The 26,022-nt window shown below is 67.1% G+C and carries 25 protein-coding genes; 16 read left to right on the top strand and 9 right to left on the bottom strand.

The window, feature by feature from the left end:
• Positions 1 to 1,071, bottom strand: a complete 1,071-nt coding sequence (locus CA982_RS07870) for an ABC transporter permease (protein ID WP_086534781.1) — start codon at positions 1,069 to 1,071, stop codon at positions 1 to 3.
• Positions 1,071 to 2,771 carry an ABC transporter substrate-binding protein gene (locus CA982_RS07865; RefSeq protein WP_244176162.1) on the bottom strand — a complete coding sequence of 567 codons (1,701 nt, stop codon included), beginning with the start codon at positions 2,769 to 2,771 and terminating at the stop codon, positions 1,071 to 1,073. The genes CA982_RS07870 and CA982_RS07865 overlap by 1 nt, the downstream gene beginning before the upstream one ends.
• 135 nt (positions 2,772 to 2,906) lie before the next feature.
• On the opposite strand from CA982_RS07865, the gene CA982_RS07860 reads away from it, so the two are divergent.
• From CA982_RS07860 to CA982_RS07840, 5 genes are all read left to right on the top strand, one after another.
• Positions 2,907 to 4,106: a GNAT family N-acetyltransferase gene (locus CA982_RS07860; protein ID WP_086534910.1), complete on the top strand. Its 1,200-nt coding sequence runs from the start codon at positions 2,907 to 2,909 to the stop codon at positions 4,104 to 4,106.
• A gap of 52 nt (positions 4,107 to 4,158) precedes the next feature.
• Positions 4,159 to 5,409 carry an acyl-CoA dehydrogenase family protein gene (locus CA982_RS07855; protein WP_086534780.1) on the top strand — a complete coding sequence of 417 codons (1,251 nt, stop codon included), beginning with the start codon at positions 4,159 to 4,161 and terminating at the stop codon, positions 5,407 to 5,409.
• Between the two features lie 3 nt (positions 5,410 to 5,412).
• Positions 5,413 to 6,312: an LLM class oxidoreductase gene (locus CA982_RS07850; protein ID WP_086534779.1), complete on the top strand. Its 900-nt coding sequence runs from the start codon at positions 5,413 to 5,415 to the stop codon at positions 6,310 to 6,312.
• Between the two features lie 58 nt (positions 6,313 to 6,370).
• Positions 6,371 to 7,666 carry an NtaA/DmoA family FMN-dependent monooxygenase gene (locus tag CA982_RS07845; protein ID WP_086534778.1) on the top strand — a complete coding sequence of 432 codons (1,296 nt, stop codon included), beginning with the start codon at positions 6,371 to 6,373 and terminating at the stop codon, positions 7,664 to 7,666.
• A 168-nt stretch (positions 7,667 to 7,834) separates the two neighbouring features.
• Positions 7,835 to 9,436 carry an APC family permease gene (locus CA982_RS07840; RefSeq protein WP_086534777.1) on the top strand — a complete coding sequence of 534 codons (1,602 nt, stop codon included), beginning with the start codon at positions 7,835 to 7,837 and terminating at the stop codon, positions 9,434 to 9,436.
• Between the two features lie 166 nt (positions 9,437 to 9,602).
• Here CA982_RS07840 and CA982_RS07835 read toward each other — a convergent pair whose 3' ends face one another.
• Positions 9,603 to 10,775: an acetyl-CoA C-acyltransferase gene (locus CA982_RS07835; protein WP_086534776.1), complete on the bottom strand. Its 1,173-nt coding sequence runs from the start codon at positions 10,773 to 10,775 to the stop codon at positions 9,603 to 9,605.
• A 122-nt stretch (positions 10,776 to 10,897) separates the two neighbouring features.
• Here CA982_RS07835 and CA982_RS07830 point away from each other — a divergent pair, with 122 nt between their 5' ends.
• The 3 genes from CA982_RS07830 (at position 10,898) to CA982_RS07820 (ending at position 12,840) form a co-directional block, all read left to right on the top strand.
• The gene (locus tag CA982_RS07830) at positions 10,898 to 11,401 is read left to right on the top strand and encodes a winged helix-turn-helix transcriptional regulator (RefSeq protein WP_086534775.1); all 504 of its coding nucleotides are present in this window, start codon (positions 10,898 to 10,900) and stop codon (positions 11,399 to 11,401) included.
• The gene (locus CA982_RS07825) at positions 11,398 to 11,904 is read left to right on the top strand and encodes a putative immunity protein (protein ID WP_086534774.1); all 507 of its coding nucleotides are present in this window, start codon (positions 11,398 to 11,400) and stop codon (positions 11,902 to 11,904) included. The genes CA982_RS07830 and CA982_RS07825 overlap by 4 nt, the downstream gene beginning before the upstream one ends.
• A gap of 189 nt (positions 11,905 to 12,093) precedes the next feature.
• Complete coding sequence (locus tag CA982_RS07820; protein WP_086534909.1) at positions 12,094 to 12,840, top strand: MBL fold metallo-hydrolase; 747 nt, start codon at positions 12,094 to 12,096, stop codon at positions 12,838 to 12,840.
• 98 nt (positions 12,841 to 12,938) lie between these two features.
• Here the strand turns inward: CA982_RS07820 and CA982_RS07815 are convergent, their stop codons facing one another.
• A complete protein-coding gene (locus tag CA982_RS07815; protein WP_086534773.1) occupies positions 12,939 to 14,315 on the bottom strand; it encodes an NAD-dependent succinate-semialdehyde dehydrogenase in 1,377 nt (458 codons plus the stop codon).
• 249 nt (positions 14,316 to 14,564) lie between these two features.
• On the opposite strand from CA982_RS07815, the gene CA982_RS07810 reads away from it, so the two are divergent.
• The 5 genes from CA982_RS07810 to CA982_RS07790 all read left to right on the top strand — a co-directional run bounded on the left by CA982_RS07810 (position 14,565) and on the right by CA982_RS07790 (position 20,055).
• A complete protein-coding gene (locus tag CA982_RS07810; protein WP_086534772.1) occupies positions 14,565 to 15,560 on the top strand; it encodes an alpha/beta hydrolase in 996 nt (331 codons plus the stop codon).
• 443 nt (positions 15,561 to 16,003) lie between these two features.
• Positions 16,004 to 16,384, top strand: a complete 381-nt coding sequence (locus CA982_RS07805) for a hypothetical protein (RefSeq protein WP_244176161.1) — start codon at positions 16,004 to 16,006, stop codon at positions 16,382 to 16,384.
• Between the two features lie 188 nt (positions 16,385 to 16,572).
• Positions 16,573 to 17,934 carry an NADP-specific glutamate dehydrogenase gene (gene gdhA / locus CA982_RS07800; protein WP_086534771.1) on the top strand — a complete coding sequence of 454 codons (1,362 nt, stop codon included), beginning with the start codon at positions 16,573 to 16,575 and terminating at the stop codon, positions 17,932 to 17,934.
• Positions 17,935 to 18,004: 70 nt separating this feature from the next.
• Positions 18,005 to 19,078, top strand: a complete 1,074-nt coding sequence (locus tag CA982_RS07795) for a DNA polymerase III subunit beta family protein (RefSeq protein WP_086534907.1) — start codon at positions 18,005 to 18,007, stop codon at positions 19,076 to 19,078.
• A 98-nt stretch (positions 19,079 to 19,176) separates the two neighbouring features.
• Positions 19,177 to 20,055 (top strand): hypothetical protein, encoded by an 879-nt coding sequence (locus tag CA982_RS07790; protein ID WP_425269051.1) that lies wholly within the window; start codon positions 19,177 to 19,179, stop codon positions 20,053 to 20,055.
• A 10-nt stretch (positions 20,056 to 20,065) separates the two neighbouring features.
• Here CA982_RS07790 and CA982_RS07785 read toward each other — a convergent pair whose 3' ends face one another.
• Positions 20,066 to 20,749: a DNA alkylation repair protein gene (locus CA982_RS07785; protein ID WP_086534769.1), complete on the bottom strand. Its 684-nt coding sequence runs from the start codon at positions 20,747 to 20,749 to the stop codon at positions 20,066 to 20,068.
• Positions 20,750 to 20,812: 63 nt separating this feature from the next.
• Positions 20,813 to 21,112 carry a putative quinol monooxygenase gene (locus CA982_RS07780; RefSeq protein ID WP_086534768.1) on the bottom strand — a complete coding sequence of 100 codons (300 nt, stop codon included), beginning with the start codon at positions 21,110 to 21,112 and terminating at the stop codon, positions 20,813 to 20,815.
• Between the two features lie 171 nt (positions 21,113 to 21,283).
• Here CA982_RS07780 and CA982_RS07775 point away from each other — a divergent pair, with 171 nt between their 5' ends.
• The gene (locus CA982_RS07775; protein WP_086534767.1) at positions 21,284 to 22,927 is read left to right on the top strand and encodes an alkaline phosphatase D family protein; all 1,644 of its coding nucleotides are present in this window, start codon (positions 21,284 to 21,286) and stop codon (positions 22,925 to 22,927) included.
• 23 nt (positions 22,928 to 22,950) lie between these two features.
• On the opposite strand, the gene CA982_RS07770 is transcribed toward CA982_RS07775, so the two are convergent.
• Positions 22,951 to 23,388, bottom strand: a complete 438-nt coding sequence (locus CA982_RS07770; RefSeq protein WP_086534906.1) for a VOC family protein — start codon at positions 23,386 to 23,388, stop codon at positions 22,951 to 22,953.
• Positions 23,389 to 23,468: 80 nt separating this feature from the next.
• A complete protein-coding gene (locus tag CA982_RS07765) occupies positions 23,469 to 23,900 on the bottom strand; it encodes a PPOX class F420-dependent oxidoreductase (RefSeq protein ID WP_086534766.1) in 432 nt (143 codons plus the stop codon).
• 123 nt (positions 23,901 to 24,023) lie between these two features.
• On the opposite strand from CA982_RS07765, the gene CA982_RS07760 reads away from it, so the two are divergent.
• On the top strand, positions 24,024 to 24,584 hold the full coding sequence (locus tag CA982_RS07760; RefSeq protein ID WP_086534765.1) for a DUF4334 domain-containing protein: 561 nt from the start codon (positions 24,024 to 24,026) through the stop codon (positions 24,582 to 24,584).
• A 75-nt stretch (positions 24,585 to 24,659) separates the two neighbouring features.
• Positions 24,660 to 25,073, top strand: coding sequence for a hypothetical protein (locus tag CA982_RS07755; RefSeq protein ID WP_144066000.1), 414 nt, complete (start codon positions 24,660 to 24,662; stop codon positions 25,071 to 25,073).
• A 31-nt stretch (positions 25,074 to 25,104) separates the two neighbouring features.
• Here the strand turns inward: CA982_RS07755 and CA982_RS07750 are convergent, their stop codons facing one another.
• Positions 25,105 to 25,989: a hypothetical protein gene (locus CA982_RS07750; protein WP_086534904.1), complete on the bottom strand. Its 885-nt coding sequence runs from the start codon at positions 25,987 to 25,989 to the stop codon at positions 25,105 to 25,107.
• Positions 25,990 to 26,022 lie beyond the last annotated feature (33 nt).

Here is a 26,022-nt window from a genome sequence, read left to right as displayed (position 1 = left end):
TCAATTCCTCAATCTCGGGTCCAACAGGTCCGCGACGATGTCGGTCGCGAGATTGACGATCACGAAGACCACGGTGACCAACATGACCCCACCCTGGATGACGGGGAAGTCGTGGGCGCTGATCGCGTTCATGAGATCGGTTCCCACACCGGGCCAACTGAACACGAACTCGACGAACACCGCCCCGCTCAACAGCGTGCCGATCTCCAGGCCCGTCGTGGTCACGATGAGTGGTGCGACGTTGCGTCCGACATGCTTGGTCAGGATCCGCCACCGCGGCAACCCCTGGCTGCGCAGCGTCCGGACGTAGTCGGACTCCAGGCTCTCGATCACACCGGCACGGGCGAACCGGGCCAGGATCAGCATCGAGATCAGCGCGGCCGAGAACGCGGGAAGGATGAGGTGGTGGAGCAGGTCGCCCACTCCCCCGTCACCACCGGCATCCCGCATCCCGGTGGCGGGCAGCACCTTCCACTCGAGCGCGAAGAGCCAGATCAGGACCAGACCGAACCAGTAGACCGACAGATTGGAGCCGATCTGAACCAACAGCATGATCGCGCGGTCGACGAAACGATTGTGGTTCAGCGCAGCGATGGTGCCGATGAGCACACCGAAGACCACCGACAGCACCACCGCCGCTGCTGTGAGGATCAGTGTGTTGCCGAAGGCGGTACCCAGGGTGTCGAAGACAACCGAACCGTTGATGATCGAGCGACCGCCGCCGTCGGTGAACAGGCTCGACACCCAGGTGAGGTACTGCACGACCACACCCTCATCGAGTCCGTAGGCCCGTTGCAGGTCGGCCACCGCATCGGGCGGCAGCACCCCGTGCAGGGCGGCCTTGATCGGGTCGCCCGGGCTGGCCTTCCCGAGTAGGAAGACCAGCACCGAGATGACGAACAACACGGGCACGAGCAGCAGCACGCGGCCCGCGATGCGCAGGGCCAGACGATGTCGTCGTGCGGTGCGTCGCAACGTGTTCCACCGTGTCGCCGGCCGCCCGGCGGCCTCGGGTGTCCGGGATCCGGGTACTCCTGGGTCCGTGCGCTTCTCGAGCAGCGTCGTCGTCATCAGCCCTCCTTCGACACCGGACCGAGGTCGTACCAGTTGGTGTTCGGCCACACGAATCCACGCACCTGCGGTGAGATCGCGTAGTACCGGGTGAAATTCACCGTCGGGATCACCGCGTGATCGGCTGCGAGGACCTTGTCGGCGTTCTGCCAGTTCGCAATCCGAGTACTCGGGTCGCTCGTGTAGCGCGCCGCGTCGAGCGCGCGCGTGATCGCCGGATAGTCGACGAAGCGTTGACCGCCGTTCGCCACGACCGTCGAGTTGAACCCCTCCAGCGCCCACTCCGGGTAGGTACCCCCGTATTCGCCGAGGTGGAACCCGTCATCGGGTTGCGGATTGGAGATCCGGGACGAATAGTTGCCTCGTTCGAGGGCGACGACCGGCGCATCGATACCGACCGCTTTCAGGTTCGCCGAGATGGCTTCCGCTTCGGGCTGTCCCGCGAGATCAGCGATGATGTTGAACGATACCTGACCGCCGTCGATGTCGTTGTCGGCCAGCACTTCCCGCGCACGATCGGGATCGTACGAGTAGGTGCGCAACTGCGGATCGTATGCCTCGTTGCCGGGGTTGAGAAACGACCACAGCGGTTGCGCGTGGCCGGAATAGATGTTGTCGGCCAGGCTCTGCCGATCAATGGCGAGCGAGACAGCCTCGCGCACAGTGGGGTTCTGGGCCCAGCGGTTGCCGAACAGGAACGACACATAGTCGAGCTGCGCCGCGGTACCGGCAGGCACCGAGGCGCCCTGCCTCTCGAGCAATTCGACGTCCGTCGGCTGAACTCGGGTGAGGATGTCGATCTCACCGCTCTGGAAGGCGGCCAGCCGGCTCTGATTGTTCGGAATGGTCCGGAACACCAACCGCCGAAGCGCCGGCGCCGCACCCCAATAAGCGTCGTTGCGGTCGAGAGTGATGTGGTCGTTGATCTTTCGTTCAACGAACCGGTAAGGCCCGGTACCGGTGGGGTGCTCGGACAAGCCGTCGTTCCCGTACTGACGCAGCGCCGCGGGGCTGAAGATCAACGGCGACCCGATGGACTGGGCGAGAAGCCGCGGGAAGCCCAGGTATGGCCGATTGAAGGTGAACTCGTAGGTATGGTCGTCGACGACACGGGTACCGGCGAGATCATTGAAACGCGCCTTGAGCATGGCCGCGCTCTTCTCGTCGAAGAACTCGAACCCCGGATCCGAGAACCGTCTGACGTTGAAATCAAGAGCGGCCGCGTCGAAGTCGGTCCCGTCGTGGAACTTGACCCCGTGTCGGAGATCGAAGGTCCAGGTGGTGGCGTCGGGACTGTGGCGCCATGCCGTCGCCAGACCGGGCGCCAGTTCGGTCACACCCTCGTTGGTCGACAGCACTTCCTGTACCAGCGGCTCGTAGATGTTGCGGGACGCACGGAACGTCTCCCAGAAGTACTCGCGCTGCGGGTCGATCGCCGTCGGCTCCGTGTAGAGCCCGACCACCAGGGTGTCGATCGGGTTCTTCGACGTGATCGAGTCACCCCCGCCACCGCCGCAGGCGGTCACCACGACGGCGACCGTGAGTGTCAGGGCGACAGCGATGGCGCCACGACGACGAATCCGCTTGATGAGCATGGGCGTGAAGACCGTTCCTCGTAGGGGTGCGCCGAGGAGTTCGCAGCGCACGTCGGGGCACGACGCTACGGGCCGGGCGATCGATCCGGCATCTCTTCGGCTCACCGTGATCCGATGGCTCACGTCCGGAATAGCGTTGGTCGGTTTCGTTGCCCGACAGTTTGATTCCCGAACGAAGGAATGAAATCCGGCCGCGCGAAACACTCGCTCTCCGGACGCGGGACGAAGATACTCGTGCGAGTGACCATCGAGTTCCGGCATCTGTCCGACCCTGACGAGGTGAGGTCGGGCTTCGGCACCTTCCTCCGGGCCATGGTCGGCCTGCCGACGATGGACATCGATGCCACGACCATCACCCAGCCCGGCCGATTCATCGGCGCGCTCGAGTCCGGAGTGGTCATCGGCGGAGTCGATTCCTACAGTGGGTGGCTTGCGGTTCCCGGGGGTGCGCGGGTCCCACACGCTGCTGTCACCCACGTCGGAGTGCTGCCGACCCACCGTCGGCAGGGTGTGCTCAGCAGACTCATGGCCGCGCAGTTCGACGACGCACACAACCGCGGGGAGATCGTTGCGACACTCCGGGCATCGGAGGCGGTCATCTACGAGCGGTTCGGCTACGGGATCGCCTCCTCCAGTCGGTCGGCTCGCCTGGATCGTCGGCGCACCCGATTACGGTCCACGGTGCCCGCCGAGGGCCGGGTACGACTGATCGACGACGCGGCGACGAACGATCAACTCGTGGCCGTGGCCGATCGGGTGAACTCACCGGGAACCGTGGGGCTGCCGGGCGCGTGGTGGGAGCTGCAACGAATCCGCCGCGCCGGCGAGCCCGGCCCCATTCATGTCGTCCTCCACAACACCGCGGGTGTCGACGACGGTTACGTCGTCTACCGGGCCGAGGATCCCGAGCAGTGGTTCGGCAGCCGCACACGGACCGTCACCGTCACCGAGTTCGTCGCCACGAACGACGCGGCGCACGCGGGCCTGTGGCATCACCTCCTCACACTCGATCTGGTGGACGCGGTGGCCATCACGGCCCTGGCGCTCGACGACCCGATCGTCGTTGCACTCGACGATCCTCGGGCACTCGAACTCGGGCCGGAGCACGACGAGACCTGGCTACGCCTCATCGACGTCGACGCCGCCCTCGACGCACGGACCTACCGCGACGAGGATCCGGTGACCGTCGCGGTCTCCGATCCCCTCCTGACGAGGAACTCGGGCGTGTTCCACATCGGACCGAAATCGGTGCATCGCGTCGAGACCGAACCGGACGTCAGTGTGGGTGTCTCGGCCCTTGCCACCACCTACCTGGGCGGCACCCGTTGGCGCCAGCTCGCGGCCGCCGGGCGGGTCGTCGAACACCGACCCGGATCCATCCGCCGTCTCGACGCGCTCTTCGGGACCGACCGATTGCCGTTCTCCGGTGTCGGGTTCTGAGCGAGACGACGTGCCGCATACGGCTCTCACCCCCACAGAAAGCAGTGAGCACATGACCGACACCGCGGCCCCGACTGCGCCGGTGTACCTCGAGCCGGCGACAGCCACCGACAGCGAACTCGACGAACGTTTCGCGCCGGTCTTCCGGCGCATCGCCGAAGGGAATCTCGAACGAGAACGAAAACGAGAGTTCGCGCACGACCAGGTGTCCTGGCTCAAGGCCGCCGGGTTGGGCCGGATTCGTATTCCGGTTGCCGACGGCGGACTAGGCGCGTCGCTGGAGCAGACCTTCGCCCTGCTGGCCGCACTCGCCGAGGCCGACGCCAACGTCGCGCATGTCTGGCGCAATCACCTGGCGTTCGTCGAGGACCGGCTCAACGCCCCCCGTTCGGCGGCCAACGACCGGTGGATCTCCCGGTTCCTGGCGGGCGAGTTCGTGGGCGGCGGGTGGACCGAGGCGAACAACGGGACCCTCGCCGCGATGGCCACCACCATCCGGCCGGATGGCAACGGCCACCGCGTCACCGGTGCCAAGTTCTATGCGACCGGCAGTCTGTTCGCCGACTGGCTCGACGTGATCGGTCGCACCGACGACGGCACTCTGCTGACCGCTCTCGTCCGACGCGACCACCCCGGCGTCGAGCTCGTGGATGACTGGACCGGGTTCGGCCAGCAGACGACGGCGAGCGGCACGGCCAACTACACCGATGTGCCCGCCGAGGACGGAGACGTCTTCCCGGTGACCGAGCGTTTCGCCTACCAGGGGCACTTCTACCAGGTGGCGATTCTCGCGGTCCTCACCGGGATAGTCCGGGCCACCCTGCGCGACGGGGTCACCGCACTGCGATCACGTGGCCGTAACTACCCCCAGGGACTCGATCCCGTGCCGGCCTCGGATCCACAACTGCTGCAGGTCATCGGCGGCGTGTCGGCGTATGGGTTCGGCGCGGAGTCGGCGCTGCGGCAGACCGCACGCGAACTGGACAGGTTGGCTGCCGCGCACGCTGCCGATGACTCGGTTGAGCGCGCACGTCTCATCCGGACCGCGCAGGTCGCCACAGATCAGGCACAGCTCGTGATCATCGACGCGGCACTCAACGCGACGACCGAGGTGTTCGACGCACTCGGCGCCTCGGGTGTGTCCACTTCGGCACTCCTGGACCGGCATTGGCGCAACGCGCGGACCCTGGCGTCACACAACCCGCGTGTCTACAAGGCACGCATCCTCGGCGACTGGGTGGTGAACGGGGCCGACCCGGTACCGGATCTCTTCGCGGCCGGGCGCGGCGGGCAGGGCAACTGACCCATGGCCGCGCCCTCCGTCGGACTCGGATTGTCCGGCAACCACATCGTGCAACTTCTGGGCGATGAGAAGCTCGTCACCGCCTGGGATCAACTGCCACTTGCATTCTCTGTCATCGGCATCGATCAGCTCGACGACCGCGCCGGCGAGGCCGCGCACGTCGCGTTCGACGGCAGCGCTGCAGCCGCAACCCTGATGGCACGCACGACGAGCGCACGCGTCCTCATCGCGGCTCCCCCACGGCGCGACCATCCGTACAACCTCGCGCGTCGCACCGCGTCTCTCGGCCACCTCTCGGCCGGCCGCACCGGGGTGGTGTTCGGACTGCCGAGGCACTCCCTCGGCGAGATCGACCCGTGGGTCCGTGGCCGCGATGATGCCGAGATCACGCGGCACCACTGTGTCGCCGCGGCGCGGGCAGTGCGAGACCTCGAACAGAGTTGGCCGCTCGACTCGGTGATCGGCGATCGTGAGACGGGAATCTTCGTGCGCTCCGACCGGATCCAGCATGTCGACATCGAGGGTGTGTATCCCATCGCGGGTCCCCTGACCATCCCGGAGCCACCGTTCGGCCCGTCCGCGCTCGCCTGGTGGGTTGGACGGGATGGACCGGCTCCCACCGCCGACGTGATCGACGCGGTCGATGTCGTACTCGGCGCCGGTACGACACCGTCGCTGGGCGTGGACGAGATTCCGGCGCACGGCGTCGATCGCGTGGTGCTCGATGCAGGTCCGGACACCGATGTCGCCGACGTGCTCAGCGTCGCACGACGCCTGTTGACCGACACCGCCGCGCACACCGACCGAGCCCTGTCCCTCCGTACGGTGCTCGGGACCTCGGTGCCGTCGCGCCGGCGCTCCCGACCGGCTTTCCCGGTGCCCCAACCGCATCCGTGGTTGTGACGACCATTCGGCGCGCGACCGACAGCAGGCCGTGCCTCCCCAACGCTCAGGAGTGTCAATGACCGATCGTCGCGAGGGACACGTCATCCTCGGTATCAATGTGCTGGTGCTCGGTTACCTCCCCGCGGCGTGGCAGTCGGCGGAGCTCGATGCCCGATCATTCGTCGATCCTGCGTACTGGCGACGGATCGGTGCCGCCGCCGAGCGGGACACACTCGATGCGCTGTTCCTCGCCGACGTCCCGGCTCTCGGCGACCCCGCGTACGACGCCAATCCCGCGCACCTCGAACCCACCGTCAACTGGGGATACGTGGCGGGAACCACCGAGAACGTCGGTCTGGTGGCCACCGCGTCGACGACCTTCAACGATCCGGTGGAATTCGCCGAGCGACTACTGTCCTTCGACCACGCCAGCGGCGGACGCAGCGCATGGAACATCGTGACGACCCGGGGAACGGCGCCCGCGCGCAACTTCGGCCTCCCCGACGTCCCGTTGCGCGACGATCGCTATGAACGCGCCGCGGAGTTCGTCGATGTCGTTCATGCGCTGTGGGATTCGGCTCAGTCAGGGCGCGAGGTGCGTCACCGTGGCGAGTTCTTCACGGTGGACGCCCGGCTGCGGGTGCCGTCCTCGCCACAGGGCCGCCCGGTTCTCTTCCAGGCCGGCGGTTCGGCACGAGGCCGTGCGCTGGCCGGCCGGGTGGCCGAGGGTGTCTTCGCCGCCGAACTCACGCGCGACAAGGCGATCGAACACTACCGGCTCGTGAAACGACTGGCCCGTTCGTCGGGACGTTCGCCGGACGATGTCAAGATCCTCCCGGGACTACTGCTCTCCTTGGCCAGCACCGAAGAGGAGGCGCGGAGGCGTAGCGACGAACTGCACGACCGCGGGCCCGCCGCCTACTCCATCGGCTGGCTGTCGCAGGCCATCGGCTACGACGCGTCGAAACTCGAACTCGACGAACCGTTTCCGGAGGAGGTGTTGCGTGCGCCCGCGGATCCGCAGACGTTCACCGGCAGTCTCGGCTTTCGTGAGTCGATCGTCGCCCAGATCCGGCGGACCACACCGACGGTCCGCGAGTATCTGAAGCAGACCCGATACACGGGTTCGGGGCACGCCGGCTTCGTCGGGACACCCGAGCAACTCGCCGATCACATCGAGGACTGGTTCCACTCCGGGGCAATCGACGGCTTCAACCTCCAACCGGACGTGCTGGCCGACGGCCTGGACGTCATCGTCGACGAGCTGGTGCCGATCCTCCGGCGACGAGGTCTGTTCCGCCACGAATACGAGACCCACACCTTGCGTGAGCATCTACGTGCCGGAGCGTCGACACCGTCGGCCGCACTCTGAACGAACCCGAATCGGACACATAGAACCTGTTCGAGCGCAACACATCTCCCGGTGCCACCACGCGCGCATACTCCTTCTCGACCGGCTCATCCCACCAACGATCTCCTGCAGGCGTTGCGCGGCAGCGCACCTCGTTGCGAGATCGGTTCACCAGAAGGACAGGGAGTCATGACTGCATCGGCAGAGACCCCACCCACGGCCGACCTCGCTCACGCAACCGCATCACCGGCGGCGAGTTCGCCACCGCCGACGGTGTCGCTCCGGGGGCGGACGCTCACCTCCGCCGACACCACCGGACTGCGGAGGAACGAACTGGGCGGCTGGGGCGTGTTCGCCCAGGGACTGGCCGCCGCCGCACCCAGTGTGGCGATCGCCGTGGTTCCCTTCGCGCTCTTCACGGCTGCGGGCAAAGGCGCGGCGTGGGCCGCGGTCATCGGCCTGGTGATCGTGCTGCTCATCGCGCTCACCATCGGATTCCAGGCGCGCCGGACGGTGTCCAGCGGATCGCTGGGTACCTATACCGGCAACGGCCTCGGCCCAGGTTTCGCATTCGTTGCCGGCACCAGTCTGCTGCTGGGTTACATCGGATTCGCCACCACCGGAGCACTCGGCGGCGTCCTCTATGTCGACGCGTTCCTGTTCGAGATCGGATGGGGCAGCGAGGCAACATGGTTCAAGCTTCTGCTCGTGCTGATCGTCGTCGGTGTCGGCGTCTACCTTCCGCTGCGCGGCGCAACTCTCGCGGCCAGATACGAGCTCGCATTCGAGGTCTTGGCGCTGATCGCGATCGCCGTGATCATCGGCGCGTCCTATGTGGCGTACGGCTTCCGCATCGACAGTGAGCAGTGGAGCCTGTCCAACCTCGGGAACAGCGCGACATTCGTGGCGGCGGTGACGGCCGTCGGCTCCTACGCAGGATTCGAGAGTGTCGCATCGCTCGGCGCCGAAGCCCGCGAAGCCCATCGCACGATCGCGCGTGCCCTGCTCCGGGTGGTGCTCATCATCGGTGTGCTGTACCTGCTCGCAACCTATCCGCAGGTCCTGCACTTCGACGGGATCGACACCGACAAGGCGGTCCTGCCCCAGCTTGCCGATGAGACCGGCGTTTCCTGGATCAACACCCTCGTCAGCGCCGCGGTCGCCATCGCATTCATCGTCTTCGTCACCGCCGTCACCACGTCGGCGGCACGCACCCTGTTCACGTTCGCCCACGAGGGCGCGCTACCCCGCGCTCTCGCGCGTGTGCACCCACGCCACGGGACTCCGTGGGTCGGCATTCTCGTCGTCGGTGCGGCCGCCCTTGCGTTTGCGGTGGTCGCGACGTTCAGCTCGGCCGGGCGTCTCGTCTTCGACGTGTACGGCGCCTACGTGGCCAACTGGGGCTTTCTCATCAGCTACCTGCTCGTGGTGATCGCCACCCCGATCTGGCTGTACCGGATCAAGGCTCTGACGCCGGCCAGCGCAACGGTCTCGGGTCTCGCCGCACTCGGTCTGGGCTACGTCATCGTCAACAACGTGTATCCGCAACCCGAGTGGCCGTTCAACGTGCTCCCCCTCGTGTTCGGCGCCTTCCTCGCGCTCGCCGTCGGGTGGTACGTCTACCTACGCCGCGCGCGCCCGGAGGTCGCACGCCGGATCGGCAGTATCCAGACCCTGTCGGTGAGCGAGCAGGAACGGCTCGCCGACCTCGGGATCGTCGCCGTCCTCGACGGCGGGCCGGCGCAGACGAGATCGGGCAGCGAGGAGCCGGAACAGGACCCGGCCATCTGACCCGGACGTGGTCAGATCCCGGGCAGCACCTCGTGAGATCAACGCGCTGTCGTCGGGCCCGCTCCGAACAGCGGATACGTCGGCAAACGGCATCGAAGGGGCGCGGCGTGTGCGGCCCGGTGGACCGGACCGGCGATCACGCCGCGCCCGTTCGGATCAGCGAGAGTCAGCCCAGACGTTCGTAGATGGTCGCGTTCGCGAGTCCGCCTGCCTCACACATCGTCTGCAGGAGGTAGCGCCCCCCGCGTTGCTCGAGTGCGTTGAGTCCGGTGGTCGCAAGGCGGGCACCGCTGGCACCCAGCGGATGACCGAGCGCGATCGCACCGCCGTTGACGTTGACCTTGTCGACGTTCACCCCGAACTCCCTGGACCACGCCAGCACCACCGGCGCGAAGGCCTCGTTCACCTCGAACAGGTCGATGTCTTCGATACTCAGACCACTGCGCGACAACGCCTTTCGGGTCGCCGGAAGGATTCCGGTGAGCATCAGCAATGGATCATCGCCCGCAATCGCGATGGTGTGCACCCGGGCACGCGGGCGCAGGCCGAGCTCGGCCGCCTTCTCGTCGCTCATGAGCAGCACCGCCGAGGATCCGTCGCTGATCTGACTCGCGCTCGCGGCGGTGATCTTCCAACCGATCTCGGGGAATCTGCGCGCGATCGACTCGTCGTGATAGGCGGGCCGCAGTCCCGCCAGATCGGCGAGGTTGCCCCCCAGACGAATACCCTCGTCTGCCGTCAGACCTGCGAGGGCGGCGAGTTCGTCGTCGAAGAGTCCGTTCTTGGTGGCGGTGGCGGCCCGATCGTGTGATCGCAGCGAGAATTCGTCGATCTCACGTCGCGAGATGTCCCACCGGGCAGCGATCAGTTCGGCCGAGATACCCTGACCGACCAGTCCGTGCGGGTAGCGCTCGTCGAATGCCCGCCCGTTCAGATCTGCGGTACCGGCCGCAGCCGAGCCCATCGGAATCCGGGACATCGACTCGACTCCCGCCGCGACCACGACGTCGTAGGTGCCCGCGATGATGCCCTGCGCAGCGAAAGCGATGGCTTGCTGACCACTGCCGCACTGACGGTCGACAGACACCCCCGCCACCGATTCGGGATATCCAGCGGCCAGCAGGGCGCGCCGAGCGATGTTGAAACTCTGCTCCCCCACCTGGCTGACGACCCCGGTGATCACGTCGTCGACCAGTGCGGGGTCCACACCCGAGCGGTCCACGATCGCGCGCAGGCTGTGCGCGAGGAGGTCGACGGGGTGGACGTCGTGCAGGGCGCCGGTGGGCTTGCCCTTCCCGATGGGCGTGCGAACGGCGTCGACGATGACCGCTGATCTCATGACTGATCCTCCATCAGTGCGCGGGCCGGACTCCAGCCGCCCCGATCTCGGCTGACTTTTGTCTGCCATAGTCAGGACTACGCCCTGGCTATGGTTCTGTCAAGTCAGGGTAGGGTGGGGTCATGATGCACCTGAAGGGACCGCTCGCCGACCGCGACAGCTGGGAGGCAAGCGGCTGCTCGATCGCGAAGGCGATCGACCTGGTGGGGACCCGATCCGCGATCCTCATCCTGCGCGAGGCCTTCTACGGCGCAACCCGGTTCGATCAGTTCAGTCGCCGCGTCGGGATCACCGACGCGGTCGCGTCGAGCCGGCTCAGAGAGCTCACCGAGGCCGGGATCTTCACCAAGGTGCCCTACCGCGAAGCCGGCCAGCGGGAACGGTTCGAGTATCAGCTCACCGACAAGGGCCGCGACCTCTTTCCGGTGGTGATGTCGTTGATGCAGTGGGGTAACGACCATCTCCAACCCGGCGGTGCGCCGCTCACCGTGACCGACACGGAGCAGGGTCCCGTTCGTGTCGGCGTCGTTCCCGAACACACTGCCCTGCTCGCCCCCGAGGACGTCGAGGTGCGAGTCGCCCGGCGCGCCCGCCCGACCCCGCGCCGATCGGAGCGGTCTCGATGATCCTCCCCAAGACCCTTGATCCGCGTCTGGTCACCATCCGTCGTGGCGGAACGCTGACCGACGCCGATCATCACTCGCTGGCACTCTGGGCCGCGACATGCGCCGAGCACGTCCTCCCCCTCTTCGAGTCGGCACGTCCCGAGGACGCGCGACCCCGCGAAGCCATTGCCGCCGTCCGCGCGTGGACCCGGGGCGAGCTGGCGATGATGGCGTCGCGGGCCGCCGGCGGACATGCCATGGGTGCCGCACGCGACCTGCGTGGTGCACCGCGCTTCGCCGCGTACGCCGCCGGGCAGGCGGCGGTGACCGCCCACGTCGCATCGCACGATCTGGGCGCCGCGGCGTACGCGATCAAGGCGGTGCGGGCCGAACACGGGACCGATGCGGGCAAGCGCGAATGCGCTTGGCAGCGTGAACAACTCCCGGATCGGCTGCGCGAGCTGGTACTCGACGACCAGCGCGCTCGGAATGACTTGTGCTGGTTGGCCTTCTCCGACGACTGACCCCGGCACCGATGTCCGCGATTGGCTTTCTGTGCGGCATCACTGATAGTGTCGCAATCACGCTCACGCGGTGCTGTAACCCGCATGTCGAGCCAGAGGCCGGGGTGATTACAGAAACCCCCGGTCTTGTCCAAACTTTTGAGGTCACGTCACGGTTTGCGGCCGCCACCTCCGGGTATGCGTCCGAGCATGACCTTCCATCGCGACGTCGTACCCGGCATCCACTGGCTGGAACACGCGCACACGAACCAGTACATCGTCGAGGACCGGGACCGGCTGGTCCTCGTCGACTGCGGACTCCCGCGGTCACACCAACCCCTCGTCAGAGCCATCCGCGAACTCGGCCGGGACACCGACGCCGTCTCTGACTTGATCATCACCCATGGCCACTTCGACCACGTGGGTACCGCGCGACGTCTGGCGCGGGAGTGGCGAATCCCGGTCCACGTTCATCGTGACGACGCATGGCTGACATCGCATCCCTACCGCTACGCGCACCAGAACGCCACCAGATTCGGAGTGCCCCTTCGTCATCCGCGCTCGCTGCCCCTGCTCGGACGGATGGCGGTTGCGGGCGCGTTCACGGTCCGCGGCGTCGACCACATGGACGTGACGAGTTTCGGCGACAACGCGGTACTTCCCGGCGGCGCGCAGGTGGTGCCCACCCCAGGGCACACCTACGGCCATGTGTCACTTCACTTCCCGTTACGTGATGCGGTGATCGCCGGCGATGCCCTGGTGACTCTCGATCCCTACACTGCGGCAACCGGCCCCCGCATGATCGCCGGATCCGCGACCGCCGACCTCGACCGCAACCGCGCATCGCTCGACGCGCTGGCGGCGACGGAGGCGAAGTCGCTCCTTCCCGGCCACGGGGTGCCGTGGCACCACGGGGTGGACGTCGCCGTCGCCCGGGCGCGAGAAACCAGCGGCTGACCCCCGCAGACAGACCCGAGGGCGGGCCGACGCGTGTCACGTCGCCCGCCCTCGTGCCCAGCGGCGTTCCGCCCCGATGATCGCCGGCGCCGTTCGGCCTATGCCGACGCTGTGCGCCGCAGTTTCGTGTTGACGAACTCGCCCATGCCCCAGCGCCCGAGCTCACGTCCGTAGCCGGATCGCTTCACCCCGCCGAACGGAAGTCCCGGCAACGTGGTGCCGTGCTCGTTGACGTAGGCCATGCCGACCTCGAGCCGGTCGGCGACCTTCTCCGCACTGTCGATGTCGCCGCTCCACACCGACCCGCTCAGGCCGAACTCGACGTCGTTGGCGAGCGCCACCGCGTCCTCGGCGGAGGCGACCTTGTAGATCATGGCGACCGGACCGAAGATCTCTTCGGAGTAGGCGTCCATCTCCGGGGTGATGTCCGTCAGCACGGTGGGTTCGAAGAACGCGCCGTCCCTCTGGACGGGCTTACCACCCGTCCGCAACGTGGCGCCCTGTGTCACCGCCGTGTCGACCTGCTCAGCCACGGTGTCGCGTGCCGAGAGCGACGACAGTGGTCCCATCTGAGTGGACTCGTCTGCCGGATCACCCACCGCGGTCGACTCGAACTGCTTCACCACCCCGTCGACGAAATCGTCGTACAAGTCATCGAGCACGATGAAGCGCTTCGGTGAGTTGCAGGCCTGCCCGGCGTTAGACAGTCGCGCCCGGGCCGCGATCTTCGTCGTGCGCTCCATGTCGTCGGAATCGAGGAGGATGAACGGGTCGGATCCCCCGAGCTCGAGCACGGACTTCTTGAGGTTCTCCGCCGCCACCTTCGCCACGGCTGCGCCCGCCTTCTCGCTGCCGGTGAGCGACACTCCGCGTATCGCCTTGTGCGCCAGCAGGTCTGCGATCTGATCACTGCTCGCATACACGTTGATGTACACGTCGGCGGGCACACCCGCGTCGTGCAGGATCTCTGCCATCAGGGCCGACGACGCTGCGCAGATCGACGCATGCTTGAGAATGACGGTGTTGCCCGCCAACAGGTTCGGCGCGACGAATCGAGCGACCTGATAGTACGGGTAATTCCACGGCATGACGCCGACGAGGGGGCCGATCGGGGCGACCTGCACGATCGACGCCTCGGCACCCTGCGGATCGAGGGCCTCGGTTTCGAGGAGATCGGGTCCGTGTTCGGCGTACCAGCGATAGATGTCGGCGGCAAGCTGGACCTCCCCGGCCGCCTCCTTGGCGGGTTTTCCCATCTCGGTCGTGATCACTGCCGCGAGTTCGTCGGCTCGCTTCTCGTAGAGGTCTGCAGTCCGCGCGAGCATCGCGGCACGTTCGGACGCCTCGGTCGTGCGCCAGTCCTGATATGCCGCCAGAGATCGCTCGGCAACCGTCGCCACGTCGTTGTCGTCGAGCCCGGGAAACTCCCGGTCGGTCACACCGGTGGTCGGATTCGCGGTGACATATGTGCTCACAGAGCACCTACCTTCCTTTGTCGTGTGAATCCCGACTGTCCACAGCCCGGATTCGTTCGGGTACCCGGGTTGCACGGGCCAAAACCCCACCGTCGGCACGCTCCGGGCACACGAGTGCCACGAACCTGTTCTAATAGGTCCGCGGTCCGTGTCCGGACCCGTGATCGACCGACACACGGCGAATGCCGGACGTCGACCTGGGGGTGGGTCGCCGGCTCGTGACGGACAGTGTCCGAGGGGGAACGAAGAGTGTCACGCTGGCAGCGAGCCGCAGGGCTCGGTTGTGCATTTCTGATCGCGATCGTCGCGAGCGTCTCGACGGGGCAGACGGCGGGCGCGACGCCATCGAGGCTCGGCGACTCGGCGCGAATCCTCGCGGTGTCCCCGGAGACGGCGACGCGCACGACGATGACGGTGTACTCCGCCGCCATGAAGCGGCCCGTTCGGGTGAGCGTGCTCGTCCCCCGGGGCCGGTCCGGCCCCCGGCCGACCGTGTACCTGCTCGACGGGATCGACGGTGGGGTCTACACCAATTACACGCAGAGCGGGTGGACGTTCCAGACCGACATCGCGCGCTTCGTCGCCGACAAGAACGTCACCGTGGTCCTGCCCATCGGGGGTACGGGTTCGTACTACACCGACTGGCGCCGACTCGACCCCGTCCTGGGCCGGAACATGTGGGAGACCTTCCTGACCGAGGAACTCCCTCCGCTGGTCGACCGACGCTTCCGGGGCAACGGGCGGAACGTGATCGGCGGGCTGTCGATGGGGGCGCTGGGTGCGATGTCCATCGCCGTGCGCAATCCAGATCTCTACCGGGGCGTCGTCGCCTTCAGCGGTTGTCTCGATCAGGGTTCACCGGAATTCCGGCAGGCGACCGCCACCTCGGTCACCACGAGAGGTGGTAACCCGGAGAACATGTGGGGGCCGCTCGATCACGGCACCTGGGATGCCCACAATCCCGCCGATCACGTGTCCGCACTGCGGGGCAAGCCCGTGTACGTCGCGGTCGGCAACGGCCTGCCCGACCCGGCACTCGGGCTGGCCGGGCTGGCGTCACCTGTCGGCGGCGTCCTCGAAGGCATCGTCGCCCGATGCACCGAGAGCTTCAAGCGCCGCGCGGACCGCGCCGGGGTCGACATCACCTACGACTTCCGTGCCGGTCTCCACTCGTGGGGTTACTGGAATCAGGATCTGCACCGGGCCTGGCCCACGATCGCCCGGGCGCTCAGCAGCGCGGGCTGACGCGAGAGTTGGCGTCAACGCGCGCTTTTCCTCTTCCGGATCAACGAGACATCCTCGAGGGCCCGTTTTCGCTCACGACGTTCCTTGAGTTCTTGCCGGCGCTTTTTTGAACTCGAATTCTTTTCCGCCACTTTTCCTCGAATCGGTTGTCTTCTACAACGGGTCGGTCCCGCTCTCCTTCGTGACCATAGTCCAGAAAACACAGAAGTCCAGTCGGTCCGAATTCGTGCGATCCAGCCGACTTTCTGCGTTGTTGCGCAGCGCTTTTCATTGCACACCGGCGTGCGCCCAAGGCCGGACTGGCTTTTATTTTTTTCTGGGCTAGAGTCCATGGCACCGGTCGCAGATGGCCGGTAACAGCGAAAGGAAGAGTGGCCGTGAAAGCGGTTGTGATGGAGTGCCGGATACGCGTGTGCGGCTCCCCCGGTCGAGTGAAGGAATTCGTGGATCGAGCGTCGACTCGCGCCCAGGGCGCCTTTCCCCACCCCGCCAGGTGTTCGGTTGTCGTCGAGGAGTCGGACTCGTTGCTCCTCCGACGGCAATGGCACCGCGAGAACGACGTGGACGTGTTCGGAGTACCGGAGGGGCGGGATGTGTGCTTCGGTTTCGCGGACTCGTCCGGACGACTGACCGTTGCGAGACTCGAGAGCCTGTCACGCGACATCCTGGCCCACCTCGAATTGGATCCGTGGGTGTCCGACGACACCGAGTCGGTCCCCTGGATTCTGACGCTCACCACCGGCGCAGATCCCACGTCCAGGCGCGAGATCGTGACCCGACATCCGTCGCTCGAGGTGCGACGACCTGTTCTCGCCCTCTCGTGACCCGAGCATCGAGGTGCGCGACCTGACTGCTCCGCAGGACGAGTGGGACCCGACCACATCACCGCGGGCACACCCGCGGTCGTCGTCCGATGGACCGGTCTGCGGTCGAATTCCTGTCACTCGATAGGGTGCGGGTGGCGACGTGCTCATCCGGGCACGTCGCCGTCCCACACGCATCGGAAAAGGAAGTGGTCGCCATCGTGGCCGTGCTCGACGAGAAGATCAGCGATCTGTACGCCCAGGTTGTTGCGCGAAACCCCGGGGAGGCCGAGTTCCACCAGGCCGTCCGGGAGGTCTTCGACAGTCTGGGTCCGGTCTTGGCCAAACACCCCCACTACGCCGATGCCGGGATCATCAAGAGACTGACCGAGCCCGAGCGCCAGATCATCTTCCGCGTGCCGTGGGTCGACGACCAGGGCCAGGTGCAGATCAACCGCGGATTCCGGGTCGAGTTCAACTCCGCACTCGGCCCCTACAAGGGCGGGCTGCGCTTTCACCCGAGCGTCTACCTGGGCGTGGTCAAGTTCCTCGGATTCGAACAGATCTTCAAGAACGCACTGACCGGGCTCCCGATCGGCGGGGGCAAAGGTGGCGCCGACTTCGATCCCAAGGGCCGCTCCGACGGCGAGGTCATGCGGTTCTGCCAGTCCTTCATGACCGAGCTCTACCGCCACATCGGCGAGTACACCGATGTACCCGCCGGCGACACCGGCGTCGGCGGTCGCGAAATCGGTTATCTGTTCGGCCAATACAAGCGCATCACCAACCGCTACGAGTCCGGCGTCCTCACCGGCAAAGGGCTTGCCTGGGGTGGGTCGCAGGTCCGTACCGAGGCGACCGGGTACGGCGTGGTGTTCTTCGTCCGCGACATGCTGGCCGCCGCCGGTGACGACCTCGACGGCAAGACCGTGGTCGTCTCCGGCTCAGGCAATGTCGCGATCTACGCCATCGACAAGGTGCAGCAACTCGGTGGCCGTGTGATCGCCTGCTCCGACTCCGGAGGGTACGTCGTCGACGAGGCCGGAATCGACCTGGACCTGCTCAAGGACATCAAAAACATTCGGCGCGGGCGTATCTCGGACTACGCCGCCGCCCGCCCCGATACTGCCCGCCACATCGCATCCGGCTCCTTGTGGAACGTGCCCACCGACATCGCCATCCCCTGCGCGACACAGAACGAGCTCAACGGTGTCGACGCCACCGAACTGGCGAAGAACGGATGCCGCATCGTGGCCGAGGGCGCGAACATGCCGAGCACCCCCGAGGCGGTGCGCATCTTCTCCGAGGCGGGCGTCAGCTTCGCGCCGGGTAAGGCTGCGAATGCGGGCGGGGTGGCCACGAGCGCACTCGAGATGCAGCAGAACGCCTCCCGGGATTCGTGGACGTTCAACCACACCGAGGAGCGGCTGTCGGAGATCATGACGTCCATCCATGATCACTGCCTCCACACGGCGGACGAGTACGGGGCACCCGGCAACTACGCGACCGGAGCCAACATCGCGGCCTTCACCCAGGTCGCCGATGCGATGCTCGCACTGGGTCTCATCTGACCCGACGGCGGCGTTCGGACACCAGCGGGCACTTGACCTTCAAGTAGGTCGAACCCGGATGATCTCCGACATGACTCCTCCCGACACCGCACACGGCGAGCTCGTCCCGATCGGCGCGTTCGCCCAACGCACCGGGCTTACCGCCTCCGCGTTGCGCTTCTACGCCGACTCGTCCTTGCTCACCCCAGCCACCATCGACGCATCGACCGGCTACCGCCTGTACAGCACGTCGCAGGAAACTCGGGCCATCACGCTCCGACGACTCCGCGAGATCGGGATGTCCCTCGCGGACATCCGCACGGTCCTCGATGCCGAGCCGACGGTCGCGCGTGATCTCATCGACGACCACGTGCGAACGGTCACGACCGAGGCCGCCCGGACCCGGCGCGAGGCCGCAGCCATCGCGACGGCGATCGCCGCTGAATCGACGACAGTGGTCTGCGCCCTGCGCGGGCCGATACTGGCGGCCGCGATCGGTCAGGTGCTCACCGCCACGGCGCGCGACGCCGCACATCCCGTTCTCGACGGAGTCGAGTTCCGCTTCGAGGACGGGGCGATGACCCTCACATCGACCGATCGCTACCGAATCTCTTCGCGGTCACTGCCGGCAGTCGAACCGAGCAACACCCGATGGTCGGGGACGGTGTGCGCCGGCGACCTCCGCGATGGCCTGTCCGACCTGGCCCGAGGTGGCGTCGTCGGAATCGAGGCCGGAACCGGCACGGTACGGTTTCGGCTCACCGGTCGGGACGATCTGTGGTGCCGTCTGCTCGACGACCCCTTTCCGTCTCATCGCGCCATGGTCGACGCATTGCCGCCGGTGACCACACGCGCGAGCGTCGCCACATCCGCTGTGCTGCAGTCGTTGGAAGGCTGTGTCGGCGAGCGAGTTCTCCTGGATGTCACGTCGACAGCACTGGTGCTGAGCGACGCAGCGTCGGCCGGGGTCAGCACCGTGCCCGCCGACATCTGTGGTCCGCCGGTCGAGATGTGCTTCGAGCTGTCGACCCTCTACCCCGCGGTCAGTGTGTCGATCGGCGCCGAGTTGTTGCTCGACGTGCGGGCCGCCGACCTGCCGATGACGGTCCGTTCCGCCGACTGCGGCGATCTCACGACGATGGTCATGCCTGTCTTCGTCGGGTGACCGGTCGTGCCGGTCCGGTCGGAGCCATTGACACCCCGCTGACCAGGGGTCTTCACTGGACAGTGCGTGTTCGTCACTCGATCGGCAGGGGCATGCGGATGGCTGGGAGCGCACCGGGATCACGGTGGCGACGATTCGAACCCCGGTGGTGGCCGGCGTACGTGGCGGTGGCACTGGGCTGCGTGATCGGACTCGTCTCGCCGCTGCTCCCCCGCGCTGACGCCCAACCGGGCACCAGCACAACCGGTTTCGCGACTCCCTTCGCCGGCGCTCCCGCCTTCGCCGGCCTGGCCCCGCCGAAATCGACAGCCGCAGAGCTGGTGAACGAGCCACTGGGCGCCGAACGAACTGAACGCATCGCCGCCGCGATCGGCTTGTCGTCCCGGGATACACTCTCGGAGCGCCAGTTCCGTGAACTGATCTCCGGTGGGGGCACCGGGGGCAAGCGCGATGCGGCCCAGATCATCGACGCGTGCCTGCAGATTCTCACCAACACCGCGGGTCGTCCGATGTTCGGCGGATCGGTCCTCGGCAGTTACGGCCTGTACGTGACCCGAGAAGGTCTCCTGCAGAGTCCGGCAAACGCGAGTGCCCCGACCCGACAGGTCAATTCGCTACTCGCGCCGGGCGGTTACGTGGGCACCTGGTTGCGGGCCAACGGCGCGACCGACACCCTGCTCGCACTCTACCGCTCGGCGTACACCGTCGAGGTGCCGTTCGGCTTCGTCGCGCAGCAGACCTCGGGGGCGGCGCAACTGGTTCGAAACACGAAGGACTCGGTGACGACGACGGTCGGTATGTCGATGGCACCGCCGCTGTGGATCGTCAACTTCGCCCTGCTCTACGTTGTGAAGCCGTCCCTGGCGGCCGCGATGCCTGCCTACTGGACGCCGATCCCACCGATGGTGGCCGCCGCGATCGAGGCCAGCCCCTCCGGCCAGGTCAGCTTTGCGGACTACGCGACCAACTTTCGGTGACGAGCGCGGGTCACACCGCTCGACGTCGAACCATCTCGGCGATCCACACCGGCGCATACGGTGAGGTACAGCCCGGCGAAGTCGGGTAGTCCTCGAGCACCCGCAACCGCTCGCCGATGTCGACCGCACGGGAACGAGATTCAGGACTCTCGATGCCGATGGTCGCCAGGCACGTGTTCATCGCCCACTGCAGTCGTGGCGGGGCCTGCACCATCTCGCGCTCGATGGAGTCCAGCAGGGCAGTGAGGTCGAGGTCGTCCGGACGCTTGGCCACTCGATCGGAGGTCAGGGCCCAACCCGCCGCCGCGACAACGGGATCAGGGTCGTTCATCCACGACGTCCGCAATTCCTCGGCATGAGGGCTCTTCTTGACGACGTAGTTGACGAACCACTCGTGCACCTTCGGCCGGTCGGACTCGCGGACCATCGTGTCGAGCTCCGCGGCGTCGAAGGCCTTCGGCCGGCAGATCAGGAGGGCGAGCAGTCGCGCCGCGGTGTCCTCGGTCGCCCAGAGCGCCGCCGAGAGCTCGGGGTACGTCCGAATCCGTTTCGCCGTCGCCCTCAGCTTCGTGAGATTGACGCCGTGATCATCGCCGTGCCGTTCGTTGACCGCCCGGATTCTCGGATCGTCGAGCGCTCGCAGCTCGCCGAGAACGTCGGTGAGAGTCTGCTCGATGTCGGTACTCCTGGTCATGATCTCTCCTTTTGGCGGCGCGCACACAGAGCCTACGACGACGCTCGACGACATAGCCGGTCGTCAGTCCGGCGCACCCGCCAGGACCCGGACGCCGGCGACGTCGTACTCGGCGACCGTCGCGGAGAGGATCGCCTGCGCCTGGTCGTCGCCGACCCCGTCACCCCGGAACGCTTCGACTGCCGACTCTGAGTCCCATCGCTCGAAGATGTTGATGCGGCCCGGGTCCGTCGAGTCCGCGCTGATGGCGAAGTCTCGACATCCCGGTGCCCGGCGGGCCGCGCTGACGACCTCCTCGCATCCGGCCAGGTAGTCGGCCCGCCCACCCGGGTCAACCCGAAGACTGCCGGCAACGATCACCATGGGTTCCTCCTCCGATTCGTCCTATGCCGGTCGTGCCGGCGTCACCCGCGTCACCCCTCCAGACAGCGACAACAGGAGTGGCGACAGGAGTACAGACCCGCTGTCCCGGACGAACTCATCGCGACGATCGACGGGGCCACACGGGCCGACCCGACGGCCTACTCTGATCGAATGGCTTTGGTTCTGGGTCCTATCCTCCGGCACGTCGACGAGACATGCGCCCTGATCTGGGTGCAGACCGATGAACCGGGCGAGGTAGAGGTCCTCGGGTGCAGTAACCGAACCTTCGAGGTGTCCGGTCACCATTACGCCGTGGTCGAGGTCACCGGCCTGGTGCCCGACACCACCACCGAGTACCAGGTCCACATCGACGGAGCCCTCGAATGGCCGCTCGCCGACACGGAGTTCCCGCCGAGCGTCATCCGGACCCGGGGCCCCGAGACCGCTGACCGGCACCGATTCGTGTTCGGATCCTGCCGATACCCACGAGCGGAGGATCCGAAGCTCGACCAGCAACTCGGACTCGACGCGTTGGACTGCTACGCCATCCGGATGCGCCATCTCCCCGTCGAAGAGTGGCCGGACACGCTCATCCTGCTCGGCGACCAGGTGTACGCGGACGAACTGACCCCGCAGGTGAAGCAGTCACTGGAATCGAGCCGGACGTCCACCGCCGGGCCGTCGGACGAGGTCGTCGATTTCGAAGAGTACGAAGGCCTGTACCGGCACACATGGGGAGACCCCGAGATCCGTTGGATCCTGTCCACCGTGGCGACGGCCATGATCTTCGACGATCACGACATCCGCGACGATTGGAACACCTCCGACACCTGGCGTCGGCAGATGAGCGAGAAGCCCTGGTGGCAGGACCGCATTCGCGCCGGCCTCGCGTCGTACTGGGTGTATCAGCATCTCGGCAACCTCTCCCCCGCCGAGCTCGCCGAGTCCGAGGACTACCGCCGCGTCCGCGAGATCGATGGCGACTGCTGGCCCCACCTGGTCGATGTCGCCGATCGCGCGGATCGCGAGACCGACGGAACCAAGGGCATCCGCTTCAGCTTCCGCTGGGACCTGGGCAACACCCGGCTTGTCATGATCGACTCCCGCAACGGCCGCATCCTCGCCGGAGGAACGCGAAAGATGTTGAGTGACGTCGAATTCGACTGGGTCGAAACCCAGGTGGACGACGATCTGGAGCGGCTCGACCACCTCGTACTCGGTTCGTCGCTGCCGTGGTTGCTGCCGCCGGTCATCGGCGACGCCGAGACCCTCAACGAGATCGGCGCGCGGCGCACGGGTCGTCGTGGGCAGGTGGCCGAGAAGATTCGCCAGGGCGCCGACCTCGAACACTGGCCGGCCTTCTTCGATTCGTTCGTCCGGCTCAGCGACATGATCCGCCGAGTGGCGGCTCGGGATTCCGGTCCGGCGACGGTCAGCGTGCTGTCCGGCGACGTCCACCACAGCTATGCCGCGCGCGCAGCCTTTCCGGATGCGACCAGCGCCGACGTACATCAACTGGTGTGCTCGCCGGTGCACAACGCGATCCCGCCGTACATCAAGGTGGTGTTCCGGCTGGGATGGTCGAACCGGCTCGCGTCGGTCGTCCGCCGGTGGGCACGCCGCGGTGGGTCGCCCGACCTACCGGTCGCCTGGCGCAACACTCTCGGGCCGCTGTTCGGCAACACCATCGCAACGCTCTCGGTGGACGGACGTACCGCCGAGGTCACCTTCGAACAACCCGACCTCGACGGGACGCTGGGCAGGGCCGGGAACATCTCCCTGACCCCGGATCCCGTAGCGACAGAGCGCACATAGGCGCAGCCTCGCCACGAGATCCCCTAGTCCAGGCAGAACTCGTTGCCCTCGGGGTCCTGCAGGACGATGTGCCCCTCACCGAGCGGTGGCGCGGGGTCGTGCCGTTCGACGCGGGTCGCGCCCAGCGCGACGAGCCGGTCGGCCTCGGCTTCCAGAGCGCTCATCCGATCGTCGCCGCGCAGTCCGGGCGCGGCTCGCACGTCGAGGTGGACGCGGTTCTTCGCCGCTTTGCCCTCGGGGACCCGCTGGAAGAACAGCCGGGGCCCGCGTCCGTCGGGATCGATCACACCCGATGCGTCGTTCCGTCGTTCCGGCGGGACACCGAAGGCCGCCAGCGCGGCATCCCAGCTCTCGAACCCGGGCGGTGGGTCCTGGAGCCGGTAGCCGAGCACCTCGGCCCAGAACTCCGACAGCGAAGCCGGATCACCGCAATCGAACGTCACCTGAAAGTCTGTCGCCATGGCAACCATGGTGCGCCACAATGAGGACAGCCCGCGTCCTGATTCGACACCGCAGTATCTGTGAAGTCGGCACAACCACCTCAGCGAAGACGTTCGCCGTACACCCGATCCACCGACATGACCATCAGTACTCGACGGTCGGCGACCATCACGCTGCGGTATTCGTCCCAGTCCGGGTGTTCGCCGGCGGCCTTGCGGTAATAGTCCACGAGCGCCTCGACCTCGGGGCCGTCCGGTTCGGTGCCCGGACCGATCAGGGTCACGGCGCCCTCCGCGGTCGCCCAGGTGTAGCGGTCGGCTCCGGTGATCTCCAGCGCCGCGCGCGGATCGCGACGAAGGTTCGCGGTCTTGGCCCGGCCCTCGGTCATCGAGACATAGATGGTCTCGGCCTCACGGTCGTAGAAGGGCGTCACCGGGGACAGCTGCGGAAGTCCCGATGACTTGATCGTGGCGAGGACACCGAGCCCGCCTTCGGCGAGGAGGTCACGAGGGTCATACGCGGAGTGGGTCATGCCTGCGGCAACCCGGTGAGCGGACCGGCTATTCCGAACACCGGCCGCTTCCGGTGGTACGCGGCCGAAAACTCTGTTGCGACAAACTTCTGATCCTGTGTCTTTGCACGTACGATCGTCGACATGCATGTCCGCGAGATCCTGCCTGCCACGCCGACCACGACCGCCGAGGCGCTCGACTTGTTCGACTCCTCCCCCGCCGTCGAACCCGACTTCATGATCGGCACCTGGCGCGGTGCCGAACTCCCCACCGATCACCCGCTGGACGGCTTCCTCGCCGCCAGCGGCTGGTGGGGCAAACAGTTCGTCGATGCCGAGAACGTGCACCCCCTGCTCTTCCCGACTCGCGACGGCTCGGCGCTGTGGGCGATGAACCCGGCGATCGCCTTCGGCGGACTCGGGATCGCCGAGAAGGCACCGGGGGTCACGTCACTGTCCTTCGCGACGCCGATCGCGGCGACCCGTCTGCTCAGCCAGACCCGCCGGTCACGGGCCCGGCTGCGCACCACCCGGTACCGCGGCACCGACACCGCGACCATGTCCTACGACCAGTTGCCGATCAACGACGTCTTCCGCCGGATCTCCGATGACGCCGTCCTGGGCGCCATGGATCTGAAGGGTTCGCCGACGCCGTACTTCTTCGTGCTCCGACGCGACGACTCGCTGCGCCTCCTCGGCCACTGACCCTCGATCTCCGGGTCCGAGCACGGACACGGCCGAACCCGGGTCAGCGGGCGGACGGAGGCGTTCAATGGACAGATGGGCACCGCACTCAACTCGCACCTCCGGCACTGCGCCGCACCCGCGGCTGCGGTTCTGATCGCCGGCGCGTCGGCGCTGGCGGCTCCCGGGACGGCACTGGCCGCCCCGCCGATGCCGAGCGGGTACTACCGCGGCGACGTCACCAGCGCGCCCATCGCCGACACGGTGTGGTTCGGCAAGAACTTCACGGGCTCACGAGTCGTCAACAACACCGCGATCGGCTGGGCCTTTCCCGGAGCGGTGTATCCGGGGCGCTCGGTGCAGGACGGTGCGCCCGTCATCGTCGTGGACTATTCGGGCACCCTCGTCGGGTTCGTGCGTGACGAGCTCCGCGCCGACGGCCGCGGTGGATATCGGGGTCGCGCCCTGAGCGGCACCACCGAACTGCTGCGCTTCCACCTGACGCGCTGATCCCCGGCCCCCATCCCGCGCGGCGGCTCCGTCAGAACTCGGCGAGCGCCGCGCGGATCTCGTTGGTGGCCGCAACGGCTTCGCGCAGAGCGATCCGCGCCTCGGCCCGCCCCTGTTCGGCAGTCGAGAGACGCTGCCGCGCGAAGCGCAGCGACTCCTCGCAGCGCGCCAGCTCCGCTCGTAGTTCCTGGGCCCGGGCGACGATCTCGTCGACTTCCGACGAGGCGCCGTCCACCGTGCCCGACGCATCGTCGAGGTGGGACCGCGCCGCCCGCTCACCCGCCTCCGCGTCGGCCAACCGGGCTTCGAGCTCCCTCCGTTCGCGATCGGATTCATCAGACGACGAGGCTTCCGAATCGTCGGCAGCACTTGCCGCGACGCGCGTCTCGGACTCGTTCCGATCGGGTTCCGGCGACGGCTCCGGAACCACGAACACCCCGGCGGGCCCGAATCCGCTGTACTCGGCGGATGCGGTGAGGTTTCCCCGCAACACCTGCTCGAGCACGTCGTGGTCGGCCACCGCGGCGCGCAGTGTTTGCGTGACCTCGCGAACTGCACTGTCCGCCAGCCTCACCCGGCGCTCGGCCGCCGTCCTCGTAACCGCTGTCACCGACGAATTGATCAGCTCCTGGCGGCGCCGGGACAACGCGCGCATCCTGTCCACCGCCGAGCGACGCTGGGCGGCGGTCAGTTCCGACGCCAACTCGTCGATGAGCGCACTGTCGTCGGGGTGCGCGCGAACCCATTGATTGATGGCCCAGGCCGCTTGCGTCGGTCGTCGGAGCTTGTCGATCCGGCCGGCGAGTTCGCGGTCACCGTCCGCCTTGACCTCCCGAGCCAGTTCGTTCCGGCGCTTCACGAATGCCTCGGGCGCGAGACCGTAGAGCTCGTCGACGATCTCGTCGAATCGGGTCACCGGATCACCCGCACACGAGTCGGCGTCGCTGTC

This window comes from Gordonia lacunae (assembly GCF_002149015.1).
Lineage (GTDB): Bacteria > Actinomycetota > Actinomycetes > Mycobacteriales > Mycobacteriaceae > Gordonia > Gordonia lacunae.
This window is presented reverse-complemented; position numbering and strand designations above follow the sequence as displayed.

What these genes read in the sequence shown, in the direction of transcription:
- CA982_RS07870 (WP_086534781.1), bottom strand. Translation starts at nt 1,071, where the DNA reads ATGACGACGACGCTGCTCGAGAAGCGCACGGACCCAGGAGTACCCGGA.
- CA982_RS07855 (WP_086534780.1), top strand. Translation starts at nt 4,159, where the DNA reads ATGACCGACACCGCGGCCCCGACTGCGCCGGTGTACCTCGAGCCGGCG.
- CA982_RS07850 (WP_086534779.1), top strand. Translation starts at nt 5,413, where the DNA reads ATGGCCGCGCCCTCCGTCGGACTCGGATTGTCCGGCAACCACATCGTG.
- CA982_RS07845 (WP_086534778.1), top strand. Translation starts at nt 6,371, where the DNA reads ATGACCGATCGTCGCGAGGGACACGTCATCCTCGGTATCAATGTGCTG.
- CA982_RS07840 (WP_086534777.1), top strand. Translation starts at nt 7,835, where the DNA reads ATGACTGCATCGGCAGAGACCCCACCCACGGCCGACCTCGCTCACGCA.
- CA982_RS07835 (WP_086534776.1), bottom strand. Translation starts at nt 10,775, where the DNA reads ATGAGATCAGCGGTCATCGTCGACGCCGTTCGCACGCCCATCGGGAAG.
- CA982_RS07830 (WP_086534775.1), top strand. Translation starts at nt 10,898, where the DNA reads ATGATGCACCTGAAGGGACCGCTCGCCGACCGCGACAGCTGGGAGGCA.
- CA982_RS07825 (WP_086534774.1), top strand. Translation starts at nt 11,398, where the DNA reads ATGATCCTCCCCAAGACCCTTGATCCGCGTCTGGTCACCATCCGTCGT.
- CA982_RS07820 (WP_086534909.1), top strand. Translation starts at nt 12,094, where the DNA reads ATGACCTTCCATCGCGACGTCGTACCCGGCATCCACTGGCTGGAACAC.
- CA982_RS07795 (WP_086534907.1), top strand. Translation starts at nt 18,005, where the DNA reads ATGACTCCTCCCGACACCGCACACGGCGAGCTCGTCCCGATCGGCGCG.
- CA982_RS07790 (WP_425269051.1), top strand. Translation starts at nt 19,177, where the DNA reads ATGGCTGGGAGCGCACCGGGATCACGGTGGCGACGATTCGAACCCCGG.
- CA982_RS07785 (WP_086534769.1), bottom strand. Translation starts at nt 20,749, where the DNA reads ATGACCAGGAGTACCGACATCGAGCAGACTCTCACCGACGTTCTCGGC.
- CA982_RS07780 (WP_086534768.1), bottom strand. Translation starts at nt 21,112, where the DNA reads ATGGTGATCGTTGCCGGCAGTCTTCGGGTTGACCCGGGTGGGCGGGCC.
- CA982_RS07775 (WP_086534767.1), top strand. Translation starts at nt 21,284, where the DNA reads ATGGCTTTGGTTCTGGGTCCTATCCTCCGGCACGTCGACGAGACATGC.
- CA982_RS07770 (WP_086534906.1), bottom strand. Translation starts at nt 23,388, where the DNA reads ATGGCGACAGACTTTCAGGTGACGTTCGATTGCGGTGATCCGGCTTCG.
- CA982_RS07765 (WP_086534766.1), bottom strand. Translation starts at nt 23,900, where the DNA reads ATGACCCACTCCGCGTATGACCCTCGTGACCTCCTCGCCGAAGGCGGG.
- CA982_RS07760 (WP_086534765.1), top strand. Translation starts at nt 24,024, where the DNA reads ATGCATGTCCGCGAGATCCTGCCTGCCACGCCGACCACGACCGCCGAG.
- CA982_RS07755 (WP_144066000.1), top strand. Translation starts at nt 24,660, where the DNA reads ATGGGCACCGCACTCAACTCGCACCTCCGGCACTGCGCCGCACCCGCG.